Annotated in this window: 10 protein-coding genes; 7 read left to right on the top strand and 3 right to left on the bottom strand. The window is 60.1% G+C overall.

Features of this window, described 5'->3' with window-relative positions; all coding sequences use genetic code 11:
• Nucleotides 1-28: 28 nt before the first annotated feature.
• The 3 genes from SK47_RS11985 to SK47_RS11975 form a co-directional block, all read right to left on the bottom strand.
• The gene (locus tag SK47_RS11985; protein ID WP_003856678.1) at nt 29-268 is read right to left on the bottom strand and encodes a hypothetical protein; all 240 of its coding nucleotides are present in this window, start codon (nt 266-268) and stop codon (nt 29-31) included.
• Nucleotides 269-462: 194 nt separating this feature from the next.
• On the bottom strand, nt 463-2,247 hold the full coding sequence (locus tag SK47_RS11980) for a methyl-accepting chemotaxis protein (protein ID WP_045351013.1): 1,785 nt from the start codon (nt 2,245-2,247) through the stop codon (nt 463-465).
• Between the two features lie 106 nt (nt 2,248-2,353).
• On the bottom strand, nt 2,354-2,707 hold the full coding sequence (locus SK47_RS11975; RefSeq protein WP_015570354.1) for a DsrE/DsrF/TusD sulfur relay family protein: 354 nt from the start codon (nt 2,705-2,707) through the stop codon (nt 2,354-2,356).
• Nucleotides 2,708-2,780: 73 nt separating this feature from the next.
• Between SK47_RS11975 and nasR the strand changes: the two genes are divergently transcribed.
• From nasR to SK47_RS11940, 7 genes are all read left to right on the top strand, one after another.
• Entirely contained in the window at nt 2,781-3,953 is a 1,173-nt protein-coding gene (nasR, locus tag SK47_RS11970) for a nitrate regulatory protein NasR (RefSeq protein ID WP_003856683.1), read from the top strand.
• A 227-nt stretch (nt 3,954-4,180) separates the two neighbouring features.
• Complete coding sequence (locus SK47_RS11965; RefSeq protein ID WP_023296759.1) at nt 4,181-5,428, top strand: CmpA/NrtA family ABC transporter substrate-binding protein; 1,248 nt, start codon at nt 4,181-4,183, stop codon at nt 5,426-5,428.
• 2 nt (nt 5,429-5,430) lie between these two features.
• Complete coding sequence (gene ntrB, locus SK47_RS11960) at nt 5,431-6,309, top strand: nitrate ABC transporter permease (protein ID WP_048208566.1); 879 nt, start codon at nt 5,431-5,433, stop codon at nt 6,307-6,309.
• A gap of 9 nt (nt 6,310-6,318) precedes the next feature.
• Nucleotides 6,319-7,107: an ABC transporter ATP-binding protein gene (locus SK47_RS11955; RefSeq protein ID WP_045336446.1), complete on the top strand. Its 789-nt coding sequence runs from the start codon at nt 6,319-6,321 to the stop codon at nt 7,105-7,107.
• A gap of 12 nt (nt 7,108-7,119) precedes the next feature.
• On the top strand, nt 7,120-11,106 hold the full coding sequence (nirB, locus tag SK47_RS11950) for a nitrite reductase large subunit NirB (protein ID WP_075262098.1): 3,987 nt from the start codon (nt 7,120-7,122) through the stop codon (nt 11,104-11,106).
• Nucleotides 11,103-13,580, top strand: coding sequence for a nitrate reductase (locus SK47_RS11945; RefSeq protein WP_045333135.1), 2,478 nt, complete (start codon nt 11,103-11,105; stop codon nt 13,578-13,580). The genes nirB and SK47_RS11945 overlap by 4 nt, the downstream gene beginning before the upstream one ends.
• 174 nt (nt 13,581-13,754) lie before the next feature.
• The gene (locus tag SK47_RS11940) at nt 13,755-15,173 is read left to right on the top strand and encodes a YchO/YchP family invasin (protein ID WP_045333134.1); all 1,419 of its coding nucleotides are present in this window, start codon (nt 13,755-13,757) and stop codon (nt 15,171-15,173) included.

Below are 15,173 nucleotides of genomic sequence, written 5' to 3'. Positions count from 1 at the left end.
ATACGCCCGGCTGGCCGGGCGTTTATGGTTATGCTGCCACGTAACTTACGGAATGTTCGAGCGACTGGCTGTGGCTGTCGATCAGCACATCCCAGGTGCCGGTGTAAGGCACCGTCAGCCAGGCCTTATCGTCCTGGACGGTAAGGATATCTGCCTGCGATTGTTTCTGTCCTTTCGAACTTATCAGATGGATGCGGCAACGCTCTGAGCAACGCACCACTACCGTATCCCCGCCAAACAGTTTCAGACTTGTTTTAACTCGTGCCATTTTATACCCCGTCGTTTTTGCCCATCCCGAGCGTGATGTTGTTCACAATTTACTCATTGCATAACACCAAAGGGGCAGGAGTGGGATGCTGATTTCGATCAAAAAATGGCGCAACGATTAAACAAAAATGACAAAATCCCTGAAACCTTTCAGCGGACGCACTTTTTCCCTGTTTAACGCGCGTCCGGGAAAAATTATATGCGGAAATGGCCTGCGGTCTCAGCAAGGTCGCCCGCCTGGCTTTGCAGCGCGCTGGCCGCCGCAGCAGACTGTACAACAAGCTCGGCGTTCTGCTGCACCATGCGATCCAGATGAGTCACCGCGTGGTTAATTTCATGGATCCCTTTCATCTGCTCGCGGGTGGCAATAGATATTTCACGCATTATGCCTGACACGCTCCCGACGCTGGCGCGGATCTCATCCATGCTGTCGCCCGCAAGGTGCACAAACCGGGAGCCGGTTGCAACGCTTTCGGTGGTGGAATCAATAAGGGATTTGATCTCTTTCGCCGCCTGAGCGCTGCGGCTGGCCAGGTTACGTACTTCCCCCGCAACGACCGCGAACCCACGGCCTTGCTCCCCGGCACGTGCCGCTTCCACCGAGGCGTTAAGCGCCAGAATATTGGTCTGGAAGGCGATGCCGTCAATGACGCTGGTGATATCGCCGATTTTCGCGGAAGCCAGTTCGATGGACTGCATGGTGCTGATGGCCTGAGCGACGACGTCGCCGCCGCGGGATGCGGCGGCAGAGGCCTTGCTCGCCTGTTCGTTCGCTTCTGCTGCCGACTCGTTTGACTGCGTAACGGAGGCCGTGATCTCTTCCACGGCGCTGGCGGTTTCGCGAAGGCTTGATGCCGCCTGCTCGGTACGCCCGGAAAGATCCTGATTACCCGCCGCAATCTCATGCGCGGCGTTTTTCACTGAGGCGCTCGCATCACGCAGCTGGACCATCACCACAGAAAGCTTATCGCTGAAGGCGTTAAACGCCTGCGCGATTTGCGCCACTTCATCGCCCCCCTTATCCGGCAGACGCTGCGACAGATCGTTAGTACCGTTGGCAATGTTGTTCATCGCGTCACGGATACCGAACAGCCGCTTAAGCAGGCGGGCAATCAGGAGGTGCATGAGGGCTCCGCTCAGCAGGGCGAGGATTGCCAGCGACAGTGCAGAAGCTTTAAGCAATGAGCGCATCCCGGCGGTGGCATCGCCGTTATCAAGCGCCACAACCAGCAGCCAGTGCGTCCCCGGCACGGCGGTGGCCAGGAACGTTTTTTCGCGTCCGTTTGACGTTCCGTCAACCAGGTTGCCGCTTTTCAGAGTGGCAAAATCGGTCCCTTTGATCGTTTCAGTAAACGGCTTAAGCGTCAGCGCAGGATCGCTGCCGGCAATTACGGTGCCGTTGCTGTCCAAAAGCAGTCCACTGCTGGCCGGAGTCGGGTGAATACCGCGCACGTTAGCCACCACGCTGTCCATTGCCACATCGCCCGCCACCACCGCTTTCAGGGCGCCTTGCTCTTTAACGGGTACCGCGAACGTCACCACCAGTTTCCCGGTGCCCGCATCCACATAGGGTGCAGTCACTACCGGGCCATCAGCGCTGACGACCTGCTGATACCACGGGCGAAGGGTGGGATCGTAATCAGCGGGCACCCCGGTTGGGTCAGAAAATTTAGCCGTTTTGCTGGCATAACCCACGTAGACGTTGGTAAATCCACCCGCCAGTGCAAGCTGTTTAAACACCGGAACCGGATCGTCGCTGAGCGCGACCGACTGCGCCGAAGTGATGACGGTTATTTTGCTGTTCACCCAGTCGGCAATCGCCATGTTGTGGCTGGCGCTGGTGCTGGTCAGAATATCGCGCTGCGACTGCTGATTATCCTGGCGCGTGACCTGAAAGTTAATAATGGTATTAAGAAGAAGGGCGACGACCAGACAGCCTGTCGTCGCGGCAATGATGCGGGCGCGAATGGATCTGAACATAAGTGTAATACCTGCTGTGTTGTTTCCATGCCTATCGGCAACGGTGCAGGTAAACTTGATGCTGAAACCGCGTCCATAAGAAAATAATTTTTTTAGCGGGTTATTATTAAAAAGTTAATACTTTATCGGCGGAAAGCGTCCATTCAGCCAGCTCCACCAGCGTACCAATTTCCACGCCATCAATCAGCGGCAGCCCGGTAATGCCGCGCCCGTCGGTACAGGTTTTGCACAGTTTGACCGGAACGTTTTGCGCGGTCAGGATCTCCAGCATTTGTTGAATGTTGTAGCCCTCTGCGGGTTTTTGCCCCTTCAGCCCGGCCGTGACGGCGTCGGACATCAAAAAGAGGCGCAGCTCCAGCTCACTCTCCTTATCGCGCAGCGCGATTGCCAGGCGCAGGCTGTTAAAAAGGGATTCACTGCCGTAGGCCGCACCGTTGGCGACGATCACAATCTTCTGCATGTTGACTCCTGTTCTTTGAAAAGGCACGAATATTGCTTCTCGTACCGAAGAATACGTATCGGGGAGAGAAACGATGACGATAGTGGCTGGCAGTTCCCCTGGCGCAACCGAATGGTTCCAGCGTGCGAGAATGTTGCGCGAGGAACAGCTCGGCAGACTGGCGCAGCTGGGCGCACTGGTGAACGGCATCAGTCGACTGGTGCATATGCTACAGTGCGAGCGCGGTGCGTCAAATGTCTGGCTCTGCTCGCAGGGCAAATTGTACGCGCCTGAATGCAAGGCCAGCAGGGCCCTGGTGGATGAAAACCTCGCCGCATTGCACCTTCAGTTTAACGAACCGCTGCCGGGCAGCGCCCTGTGCGAACGTATTGCCAGCGCACTGCACGGCCTTGAGACGCTAACGGCGCTGCGTGATGGCGTTACAGGTCAATGCGTCACCGCGCCGCAGGCGATGGAACATTACAGCCGCATACTGCGTCATTTGCTCAGTATCGTACCCCAACTCAGCGACAGCATTGACGATCCGCACATCGCGGGCCGATTTGTGGCCCTTTACAGCCTGATGCAGGGCAAAGAACTTGTGGGACAAGAGCGGGCGCTGGGGGCTATTGGTTTCACCCAGGGATTCTTTGACGATGAAACCCGCCAGCGGCTGGTGGATCGCATTGATGGCCAGCAGGCCTGCTTTGAGGTTTTTATCTCCCATTGCACTCCAGACGTGCAGGAGTCATTTACCCTCAACTGCCTGCCGGGTCTGGAGACTGAAAAACTCAGGCGTGAAGCGTGCACCCGCCAGCCTCCGGCAGATAACGGTGATACCGCCCTCAAATGGTTTGCCCTGCAAACCGCGCGCCTTGAGCACCTGCGCACGCTGGAGGAGGTGGCGATTGCCGATCTGATGACGGCAGTTGAGGAGCGCCGCTATAGCGAAAACCTGCACGCAGACGATGAACACGACGATATCCTGGCGCGATTTCCGGATAAACCGCTGCTGCCGCTGGTGCGCCAGCAGGCGCGTGAAATTGAGCAACTCTCCCGTCAGCTTGCTTCCCTGCGCGACACGCTGGAGGAGCGTAAGACCATCGACAAAGCCAAAAGCGTGCTGATGACGCACCAGAACATGAGCGAGGAGCAGGCGTGGACCGCCCTGCGCAAAATGGCGATGGATAAAAACCAACGCATGGTAGATATCGCCCGTGCGCTGCTTACGGTGAAAAATCTGTGGAAGATACCCCCTGGGGAGTAGTTGCACAGTCAGTGGGCAATTTATGCCTGATTGAGGTGCGTAATACAGCGCTCTTCTTGCAGAAACCCCGTAACGCCGGGGATGAAAAGCTGGCATTACCTTTGCATTAACAGATTAACCATTTTCGACGATGCGCCAACGGCGGTGCATGCGTCTTCAGGATAAAGGCGTCCAGCGGTGCTTCAGCACCGTCGGGCGCTTTTTTTTGCCTTTTTTCAGGAGCAATTATGGCGGATTTGTCGAGACGGCGGTTATTGCAGGCCAGCATGCTGGCGAGTGGTGCGATGCTGTTGCCGGGTGTCATGCAGGCCGCATGGGCGGCGGGGTCAGATAAGCCGGAGCAGGATACCGTGCGTATCGGGTTTATACCTCTGACCGACTGCGCGCCCGTGGTTATCGCGGCCCTGAAGGGGTTCGATAAAAAACACGGCATTACTATTGTGCCGACCAAAGAGGCGAGCTGGGCGGCGGTGCGCGACAAGCTGGTGGCGGGCGAACTGGACGCCGCGCACATTCTTTACGGCCTGCTGTACGGTCTGGAGCTGGGTATCGCGGGCAAGCCGCAGCAGATGGCGAACCTGATGACCCTCAACCAGAACGGTCAGGCCATTACGCTCTCCAGCGATCTGGCGGAGAAGGGCGTTCGTGACCTCGACGGGCTGAAAAAGCTGATTGCGCAGCAGGCGCCGGGAACTTACACCTTCGCGCATACCTTCCCGACGGGAACGCACGCCATGTGGCTCTACTACTGGCTGGCCAGCGCGGGGATTAACCCGTTTGACGACGTGCGCACCGTGGTGGTGCCGCCGCCGCAGATGGTGATGAACATGCGCATTGGCAACATGGTCGGGTTTTGCGTTGGCGAGCCGTGGAACGCGCGGGCGATTAACGACCGCATCGGATTTACCGCCGCTACGTCGCAGTCCATCTGGGCCGATCACCCGGAAAAGATCCTCGGCACCCGACGCGACTGGGTGGCGAAAAATCCGCACACCGCACGGGCGCTGGTGAGCGCCGTGATGGAAGCCGCGCGCTGGATCGAGGCGTCAGCGGAAAACAAACGCGAAACCGCGCAGATCCTCTCGCGCCGCGCCTGGCTCAACTGCAAGGAACAGTATCTCACCGGACGCATGCTCGGCGAGTACGACAACGGGGTCGGTCAGCGCTGGCAGGATGCGCACCCGATCCGTTTCTTCAACGAGGGTGCCGTGAGCTACCCGTATCTCTCCGATGGCATGTGGTTCTTAACCCAGTTCCGCCGCTGGGGCTTGCTCAACGCCGCGCCGGATTACGCGGGCATTGCACAGCGCATTAACCAGACCGCGGTCTGGCAGGATGCCGCGACCGCCGTGGGCGGCATGTCCACACCGTCATCACCGTATCGCAGCAGCACCCTGATGGACGGCACCGTCTGGAACGGCACCGATCCGGAAGGGTACGCCAACCGCTTCGCCATTCACCGTAAAGGGGCCTGAGTATGCAGCATCTGCAAAATACAAAACCACAAGAGACGTCAGAGAGCGGGGAAGTGATAGTCCTGCCTCCGTTACAGGTTCGCCGTCGTGCGCCCGCGTTTACGCGTCGGATGAATGATTTTTTACAGCGCGTCATCCCGGCGCTGCTCGGTCTCGGCCTGCTGGTGGTGCTCTGGCAGCTGACGGCGATAAACAGTAAAGGCTTTCCGACGCCGCTCAGCACGCTCGATTCGGCCATGACCCTGTTTGCCGATCCGTTTTATCGCGACGGGCCAAACGATATGGGCATTGGCTGGAACGTGCTGGCGTCGTTGCAGCGCGTCGCCATCGGCTTCGGTCTGGCGGCGCTGGCGGGCATTCCGCTGGGCTTTTTGATTGGCCGCTTCACCTTTTTCTCCCGCATGTTCAACCCGCTGATCGCGCTACTGCGTCCGGTCAGCCCGCTGGCCTGGCTGCCTATCGGCCTGCTGCTGTTCCAGAAAGCGGAGCCTGCATCGAGCTGGACTATTTTTATCTGCTCCATCTGGCCGATGGTCATTAACACCGCCGAAGGGGTGCGCTGTATTCCGCAGGACTACCTCAACGTGGCCCGGGTGCTGCAACTCTCAGAGTGGACCATCATGCGCCGCATTCTTTTCCCGGCCGTGCTGCCTGCGGTGCTGACCGGGGTACGTCTTTCCATTGGCATTGCCTGGCTGGTGATTGTCGCCGCCGAGATGCTCACCGGAGGTTTAGGCATTGGCTTCTGGATCTGGAATGAGTGGAACAACCTCAACGTCGAAAACATTCTCATCGCCATCGTCATCATTGGCGTGGTCGGGTTGCTGCTGGAGCAGGGGCTGATGCTGATCGCCCGTCGCTTTAGCTGGCAGGAAAAATAAGGAGTGAAGATGAAACCGTTAATTCAGGTCCAGGCCGTGAGCCAGCGTTTTTCCACCGCCAGCGGCGAGTTTCTGGCGCTGCAAAACGTCTCTTTTGATATCCACGAGGGCGAAACCGTCAGTCTGATTGGTCACTCCGGCTGCGGCAAGTCGACGCTGTTAAACCTGATCGCCGGGATCACGCTGCCGACGGAAGGCGGGCTGATTTGCGACAACCGCGAAATCGCCGGGCCGGGGCCAGAGCGCGCGGTGGTGTTTCAGAATCATTCGCTGCTGCCGTGGCTGACCTGCTTCGACAACGTGGCGCTGGCGGTGGATCAGGTCTTCCGTCACACCATGAGTAAGGCCGAGCGCAAAGCGTGGATTGAGCACAATCTCGACCGGGTGCAGATGGGCCACGCGCTGCACAAGCATCCCGGGGAGATCTCCGGCGGCATGAAGCAGCGCGTCGGGATTGCCCGCGCGCTGGCGATGAAGCCGAAAGTGCTGCTGATGGATGAGCCGTTTGGCGCGCTCGATGCGCTGACGCGTGCCCATCTTCAGGATTCGGTGATGCAGATCCAGCAGGCGCTGAATACCACCATCGTGCTCATCACCCACGACGTGGACGAGGCGGTACTGCTCTCTGACCGCGTACTGATGATGACCAACGGCCCGGCGGCCACCGTGGGTGAGATCCTGCGCGTCGATCTGCCGCGCCCGCGCAACCGGGTGCAGCTGGCGGACGACAGCCGCTATCACCACATGCGCCAGCAGATCCTCCATTTCCTCTACGAAAAACAGCCGAAAGCGGCGTAATGAGGGGGCACGATGCGACTGGTCATTATCGGTAATGGTATGGCGGCAACCCGGCTGATTGCGTCGCTCACCGGGCGTGTTCCCGGTCGTTTCGCTGTCACCGTCATCGGTGACGAGCCGGAGCAGGCATACAACCGCATCCAGCTTTCGCCAGTGCTGGGTGGCGAAAAGCAGGCGGAGCACATCTGTCTGCACGATGAAGACTGGTACACGGCACGAGGCGTGACGGTGCTGCGAGGAGAAACGGCGCTCGCAGTAGACGTCAACGCGCGTGAAGTGCATACCTCTGCTCGCACGCTGGGCTGGGATGCGCTGGTGTTTGCCACCGGTTCTACCCCTGTTGTACCGCCGATCCCCGGCGGCGATGCGCCGCATGTGTTCACCTTTCGCACCCTGGCAGAAACCCGCGCCATCCAGAATATCTCCGGGCCGGCGGTAGTGCTGGGCGGCGGCGTACTCGGCGTGGAGGCAGCGGCAGCGCTGGCGCGCAAGGGTGACAACGTCACGCTCGTGCATCGCGGTCCGTGGCTGATGGAACAGCAGCTGGATCAGCAGGCGGGACTGTTGCTGGAAGAGGCGCTGGCGGCGCGGGGCGTTAGCTGTGAACTCGCCTCCGGCATCACCGCCATCGCTGACGATGCCGTGACGTCGCTCGACGGACGCCGCATTGCCGCCACGCGCGTGGTGCTGGCAACCGGCGTGCAGCCCAACGTTGCGCTGGCGAATGCCAGCGGCATTCGCTGCGCGCGCGGCATCGTGGTGGATCAGGAGATGCAAACCTCCGTGCCGGGTATCTACGCCATCGGCGAGTGCTGCGAAATTGACGGCCAGACGTTTGGCCTGGTGGCCCCCTGTCTGGCGCAGGCGGATATTCTTGCCGCGCGGCTGGCCGGGGAGGTCACCGCGCCGTTTACCCTGACCGACAACGGCGTGCGCCTTAAGGTGACCGGCGTGGATCTGTTCAGCCTCGGGCGCGCGACGGCGCAGGCGGACGATGTGGTCTGGAGTTCATGGGATCCGCTGACCCGTCACTATCGACGTTTACTGATCCATCAGGGGGCGCTGGCTGGCGTGCTGCTGCTGGGTGACTGCCGCAGCGCGGCAACCTTTACCGATTTACTGGCAACGGCTGCGCCCGCCCACGCGGACTGGCTGTTCGATCGTTTCACAACGCAACCGCAGGTTGCAGGACAGAACGCTATGACAAAACCTACTCTGGTGGTGGTTGGGCACGGTATGGTCGGCCATCATTTCCTCGAAGACTGCGTTAACCGCAATTTGCATCAGCAGTATCAGATTATTGTTTTTGGCGAAGAGCGCTATGCCGCCTATGACCGCGTGCATCTGTCGGAATATTTTGGCGGACGCAGCGCGGACTCGCTCTCGCTGGTGGCGGGGGAGTTCTTTGCCGATAACGGCATTGAGCTGCGCCTCTCGCAGCAGATCGTTGCTATCGATCGTGATGCACACGTAGTGCGTACCGCCAGTGGCCATGAGACTCACTGGGACAAGCTGGTGCTGGCGACCGGCTCGTACCCGTTCATACCACCCGTTCCGGGCAACGATCTGCCGGGGTGTTTTGTCTACCGCACCCTCGACGATCTGGACAACATTGCGGCCCATGCGGCAGGCTCTCGCCGCGGCGTGGTAATTGGCGGCGGCCTGCTGGGTCTGGAGGCGGCGAATGCACTTAAGCAGCTCGGGCTGGAAACTCACGTGGTGGAGTTTGCGCCGAACCTGATGGCGGTGCAGCTCGACAGCGACGGCGCGGCAATGCTGCGCAAGAAAATTGAGGCGCTGGGCGTAGGGGTGCACACCAGTAAATCGACGACGGAGATTGCCACCGCAGACGACGGGCTGGTGCTGAGCTTTGCCGATGGTGAACAGCTGGAAACGGACATGGTGGTCTTCTCTGCCGGTATTCGTCCGCAGGACGCGCTGGCGCGCAGCAGCGGGCTGGTTATCGGCGAGCGCGGCGGTATCTGTATTGACGACGGCTGCCGGACTTCCGATCCGGACGTGCTTGCCATCGGCGAATGCGCGCTGTGGGAGGGAAAAATCTTTGGCCTGGTGGCCCCGGGCTACCAGATGGCGCGCGTGGCCGCCGCTGTGCTGGCGGGTGAGGAGAAGCGCTTCACCGGCGCGGATATGAGTACCAAACTCAAGTTGCTGGGCGTGGATGTGGCGTCGTTTGGCGATGCTCACGGGCGCACGCCGGGTGCGCTGAGCTACCAGTGGACGCACGGGCCGCAGCAAATCTACAAAAAAATTGTGGTCAGCCACGACAGCAAAACCCTGCTGGGTGGCGTGCTGGTGGGCGATGCCAGCGAATACGCCACGCTGGTGCAGATGATGCTCAACGGCATCGGCCTGCCAAAAGAACCGGAAACGCTGATCTTACCCGTATCGTCAGGCAGCGCGCCGAAAGCGCTGGGCGTGGCGGCGCTGCCGGAAAGCGCGCAGATCTGTTCGTGTCATAACGTCAGCAAAGGGGATATCTGCCAGGCGGTAAGCGCGGGCGCAACGGATATCGGCGCCATTAAGCAGTGCACCAAAGCGGCGACCGGCTGCGGAGGCTGTAGCGCGCTGGTGAAGCAGGTGATGGAGTTCCAGCTTGCGGAGCAGGGCGTGGAGGTGAAGAAAGATATCTGCGAACACTTCCCGTACTCGCGTCAGGAGATTTACCACCTGGTGCGCGTCAACCATATCCGCACTTTTGACCAGCTTATCAGCCGCTACGGTCAGGGGCACGGGTGCGAGATCTGTAAGCCGCTGGTGGGATCGGTATTGGCTTCCTGCTGGAACGAGTATCTGCTGAAACCGGCGCATCTGCCGTTGCAGGACACCAACGATCGCTATTTCGCCAATATTCAGAAGGACGGAACCTACTCCATCGTCCCGCGGATGCCTGCGGGTGAAGTGACCGCCGACGGGCTGATCGCCATCGGCCAGATCGCGAAACGCTATAGCCTTTACAGCAAAATTACCGGCGGGCAGCGTATTGACCTGTTTGGCGCCACGCTCGAACAGTTGCCGGAAATCTGGCAGGCGCTGGTGGAGGCCGGGTTTGAGACCGGACATGCCTACGGGAAATCTCTGCGCACGGTGAAATCCTGCGTCGGGTCGACCTGGTGCCGCTACGGCGTGCAGGATTCCACCGGCCTCGCGGTCAGGCTGGAGCACCGCTACAAGGGCCTGCGCGCGCCGCACAAAATCAAAATGGCGGTCTCCGGCTGTACCCGTGAGTGCGCAGAGGCGCAGAGCAAAGACGTGGGGGTGATTGCCACGGACAAAGGCTGGAACCTCTATCTGTGCGGCAACGGCGGGATGAAGCCGCGCCACGCGGACCTCTTCGCCAGCGATCTGGACGACGAAACGCTGATCCGCACCGTTGACCGTTTCCTGATGTTCTACATTCGCACGGCAGATCGTCTGCAACGTACCAGTACCTGGATGGATAACCTGGAAGGCGGCCTCGACTATCTGCGCGAGGTGATCCTCAACGACAGCCTGGGGATCGCCCACGAACTGGAGCAGGAGATGGCTCGGGTGGTGGAGACCTACCAGTGCGAATGGCAAACCACCCTTAACGATCCTGACCGCCTGGCGCTGTTCCGCACTGCGGTGAACGTCCCCGCCGCGGAGGAGAACAAGCGCTGGCAGGAAATTTGTAATATCGATGAGATCCCGGAGCAGGCGGGCATCGGTGCGCATCTTGGGCGCAAACCGATTGCGCTGTTCCGCTTTGGCAAAAACGTTTATGCCCTCGACGATCGGGAGCCGGGTAGCCGCGCGAACGTGCTTTCACGCGGCATCCTCGGCGATGCGGCGGGGGAACCGGTGGTGATCTCGCCGCTCTACAAGCAACGTATTCGTCTGCGCGACGGCTGTCAGGTGGAGAATGGCGAACCCGTGGTGCGCGCCTGGCCGGTAAAAATTGAAAACGGCAAGGTATGGGTTGGAAATGAAGAGCTGGTGATGCGTGCGGAGGCCTCATGACCGAAACCCGGACAACGTGCCCTTACTGCGGGGTGGGCTGCGGCGTGGTCGCCAGCGCAGACGGTGAAAAGGTGAGCATTCGGGGGGATGAAACTCATCCGGCGAATTTCGGTCGTCTGTGTGTAAAAGGATCTGCCCTCGGGGAAACCACGGGGTTGCAGGGACGCCTGCTGCGCCCGGTGGTCGATGGCCGGGAGGTGGCATGGCCGCAGGCGCTGGGCGAAGCGGGCGAGCGGCTACGGAACATCATCAACGAATGGGGGCCGCAGGCGGTGGCGTTTTATGCCTCCGGCCAGCTGTTGACCGAGGATTACTATGCCGCCAACAAGCTGATGAAAGGCTTTATCGGGGCGGCGAACATTGATACCAACTCGCGGCTGTGCATGTCATCGGCGGTGGTGGGCTACAAACGCGCCTTCGGTGAAGACGTGGTGCCGTGCAGCTACGAGGACGTGGAAAACAGCGATCTGGTGGTACTCGTTGGCTCAAACGCGGCCTGGACGCATCCGGTGCTGTATCAGCGGCTGGTGCAGGCAAAGCACAACAATCCGCAGATGAAAGTGGTCGTGATCGATCCGCGTAAAACCGCCACCTGCGATATCGCCGATCTCCACCTCGCGCTCAGACCCGGCAGCGACGCCGGGCTGTTTGTGGGGTTGCTCAATCTGATTCAGGGGCGGGGCGAGTGGCCGATCCCTCGCGTGGCGGCGTTTTGCGATCTGCCTTCAGACGAGATTAGCACCTTCTACGACTGGTTTATCACCGCGCCACGCGCGATCACGCTCTACACCATGGGGATCAACCAGTCCTCCACCGGCAGCGACAAGTGTAACGCCATCATTAACGTGCATCTTGCCAGCGGGAAGTTCAACCGTCCTGGCTGCGGCCCGTTTTCGCTGACCGGACAGCCAAATGCCATGGGCGGGCGGGAAGTGGGCGGGCTGGCGAATCAGCTGGCGGCGCACATGAACTTCGAGCCGGACGATCTTTCGCGCGTGGCGCGTTTCTGGGGAACGGAACGGCTGGCGCAGACCCCGGGCCTGATGGCGGTGGAATTGTTTGACGCCATTGCGCGCGGCGAGGTGAAGGCGGTGTGGATCATGGGCACCAACCCTGCCGTGTCGCTTCCCGACAGCCACGCGGTGTGCCAGGCTCTGGCGGCCTGCCCGCTGGTCATGGTATCTGAGGTGATGCAGGAGACGGACACCAGCCGGTTTGCCCATATCCGTTTTCCCGCCCTGGGCTGGGGCGAGAAAAACGGCACGGTGACCAATTCTGAACGCCGTATCTCCCGCCAGCGTGCCTTTCTGCCTGCGCCGGGCGAGGCCAGACCGGACTGGTGGATAATCGCCCGGATGGCAGACCAGCTCGGTTATGGCGATGCCTTCGCCTGGGAACACCCTCAGGAGATATTTTGTGAACATGCGGCGCTGACGGCGTTTGAAAATAACGGCGAACGGGCGCTAAACCTGCGCGAACTGGCGTCGCTGTCGCGAGAGGCGTGGGACGCGCTGGCGCCTTATCAGTGGCATGCCGGTGATTTACCGCAAAGAAATCTTGTACCGGTTGATCCTTCCTCGCATGGGGCAGGCGTCGACGAATTGTACCCCTTGATACTGAATACCGGGCGGATCCGCGATCAGTGGCACACCATGACGCGCACGGGGTATGTTCCGCGCCTGATGCAGCATATTGATGAGCCTTTTGTTGAGATGAACGCAACCGATGCGGCGCGCGCTGGGCTGACTGACGGCCAGCTGGCGCGGATAAGCTCCCCGCGCGGGGTGATGGTTGCCAGAGTACGTATCTCCACCGCGCAGCGTGCGGGCGAGCTGTTTGCGCCGATGCACTGGAACGCGCAATTTGCACGGCAGGGGAAGGTCAATGCGTTGGTAGAAGGGCGGATTGATGCTGGTTCCGGCCAGCCGGAGAGTAAACAAACCGCGGTGAGGATCATGCCCTGGCTACCGGCCTGGCAGGGTGAACTGTATGCCCGCGAGCTGCCAGCGCTGCCGCCGTCGGTCTGCTGGTGGCGTAAAGCCTCACGTCTGACGGTGGCGGGGGAGCAGCCGTTGCTGTCGTGGGTCAGGGCGTACGCCAGCGGTCGGGGCTGGCAGTTACAGGTGGCACAGACGGGAGAACGCAGCAGCGTGCTCGCCTGGCATCACGGCGAGCTGATGCTGGGCTACTGGGAGGGCCATACGCTGCCGGCGCTGGCGCATGCGTTTATTGAAGAAGCCTTTGCTGCTGCACCCGTACAACTCGCTGAACGCCATGCGCTGCTGCACGGACAACGGCCGGGCGAAGATGCCGATCCCGGGCGAATTATCTGTAGCTGCTTCAGCGTGGGTGAAAATACGATACGTAAGGCGATAGCCGGAGGCTGTGATTCTGCCGCAGCGCTGGGCGTGAAGCTGCGCTGCGGCACGAACTGCGGCTCCTGCGTGCCGGAGCTGAAAGCGCTGTTGGGATAATAGTGCAAGGGCGTCGGTTGGCGGCTTCGCACCGGTACGAATTTGTAGGTCGGGTAAGGCGAAGCCGCCACCCGACAAATCTTTTCAGGATATTCCTGAAATTTCTGTTAAGACTGGTTTTCAGTGCTTATGGCGTTAACATAATAAGTGTTTGTTCATAAACACAGGTTCTGATTGACGACGTTGAAGGCTGTATCGTCCCGCATCCGTTTTTTGCTGTTACTCTCCCTTTTTACGGCTGGAGCCGTTCACGGTGCGCCGAAATCCTTCGTGCAGCAGGCGCAGAATCCGTTTGATAATAACGGCGATAGCCTGCCGGATCTCGGTATGGCGCAACCGACCACCGAAGGCGAAAAGCATCTGGCTGAAATGGCAAAGGCCTTCGGTGAAGCCAGTATGACCGATAACGGCCTGACGGCCGGGCAGCAGGCGCGACAGTTCGCGTTTGGCAAAGTGCGGGATGCCGTCAGTGGGGAAGTCAACGAGCAGATTGAATCCTGGCTTTCACCCTGGGGAAACGCCAACGTCAATGTACTGGTGGATGACGACGGCAACTTTAACGGCAGCAGCGGTAGCTGGTTTATCCCCTGGAACGACAACACCCGTTATCTGAGCTGGAGCCAGCTTGGCCTGACGCAGCAGACAGATGGGCTGGTGAGCAATGTCGGGATCGGGCAGCGCTGGGTTGCCGGAAACTGGCTGCTGGGCTACAACACCTTTTACGACAACCTGCTGGAAGACAACCTGCAACGTGCCGGGCTGGGCGCAGAGGCGTGGGGTGAAAACCTGCGCCTGTCGGCCAATTACTACCAGCCGTTCGCTGGCTGGCAGCCGCGTTCCGACATCCGCGAACAGCGCATGGCGCGCGGGTACGACGTAACGGCCAAAGCCTGGCTTCCCTGGTTTCATCACCTGAACACCAGCGTCAGCTTTGAACAGTATTTTGGCGATAACGTCGATCTGTTTAACAGCGGTACGGGGTATCACAATCCGGTTGCGGTCAACCTGGGGCTGAACTATATCCCCGTTCCGCTGGTCACCCTGACGGCTGCCCATAAGCAGGGGGAGAGCGGCGTTAGCCAGAATAACCTCGGGCTGAAGCTCAACTATCGCTTTGGCGTGCCGCTGGCGAAACAGCTTTCCGCCGGGGAAGTGGCGGCGACGCGCTCGCTGCGGGGCAGCCGCTATGATTCACCTGAGCGCGATAATCTGCCCGTGATGGAATTCCGTCAGCGCAAAACCCTCTCGGTATATCTGGCCACGCCGCCGTGGGATCTTAAGCCAGGCGAAACCGTGATGCTGAAGCTGCAAATTCGCAGCAAGCACGGTATCCGGCAGATCCACTGGCTGGGTGATACCCAGGCGCTCAGCCTGACCTCACCGGCAAACGGCAACAGCAGCGATGGCTGGAGTGTGATCATGCCTGCATGGGATGATTCGGAAGGGGCGAAAAACGCATGGCGGCTAACGGCCGTGGTGGAAGATAAGGATGGGCAGCGTGTCTCCTCCAATGAGATCACGCTTTCCGTGGTGCAACCGCTCGTCGCAATGCCTGCCGACGATCCACGGTGGAAGTTGCTGCCGGATGAGTAA

It is taken from the genome of Enterobacter sp. BWH52, assembly GCF_001037565.1.
GTDB lineage: Bacteria > Pseudomonadota > Gammaproteobacteria > Enterobacterales > Enterobacteriaceae > Enterobacter > Enterobacter hormaechei_C.
Note: the sequence above shows the minus strand (reverse complement) of the source record. Positions and strands in the feature narration are given on the sequence as shown.

Excerpts from the sequence above, each read along its gene's own strand:
- SK47_RS11985 (WP_003856678.1), bottom strand. The coding sequence starts at position 268 with ATGGCACGAGTTAAAACAAGTCTGAAACTGTTTGGCGGGGATACGGTA.
- SK47_RS11980 (WP_045351013.1), bottom strand. The coding sequence starts at position 2,247 with ATGTTCAGATCCATTCGCGCCCGCATCATTGCCGCGACGACAGGCTGT.
- SK47_RS11975 (WP_015570354.1), bottom strand. The coding sequence starts at position 2,707 with ATGCAGAAGATTGTGATCGTCGCCAACGGTGCGGCCTACGGCAGTGAA.
- nasR (WP_003856683.1), top strand. The coding sequence starts at position 2,781 with ATGACGATAGTGGCTGGCAGTTCCCCTGGCGCAACCGAATGGTTCCAG.
- SK47_RS11965 (WP_023296759.1), top strand. The coding sequence starts at position 4,181 with ATGGCGGATTTGTCGAGACGGCGGTTATTGCAGGCCAGCATGCTGGCG.
- ntrB (WP_048208566.1), top strand. The coding sequence starts at position 5,431 with ATGCAGCATCTGCAAAATACAAAACCACAAGAGACGTCAGAGAGCGGG.
- SK47_RS11955 (WP_045336446.1), top strand. The coding sequence starts at position 6,319 with ATGAAACCGTTAATTCAGGTCCAGGCCGTGAGCCAGCGTTTTTCCACC.
- nirB (WP_075262098.1), top strand. The coding sequence starts at position 7,120 with ATGCGACTGGTCATTATCGGTAATGGTATGGCGGCAACCCGGCTGATT.
- SK47_RS11945 (WP_045333135.1), top strand. The coding sequence starts at position 11,103 with ATGACCGAAACCCGGACAACGTGCCCTTACTGCGGGGTGGGCTGCGGC.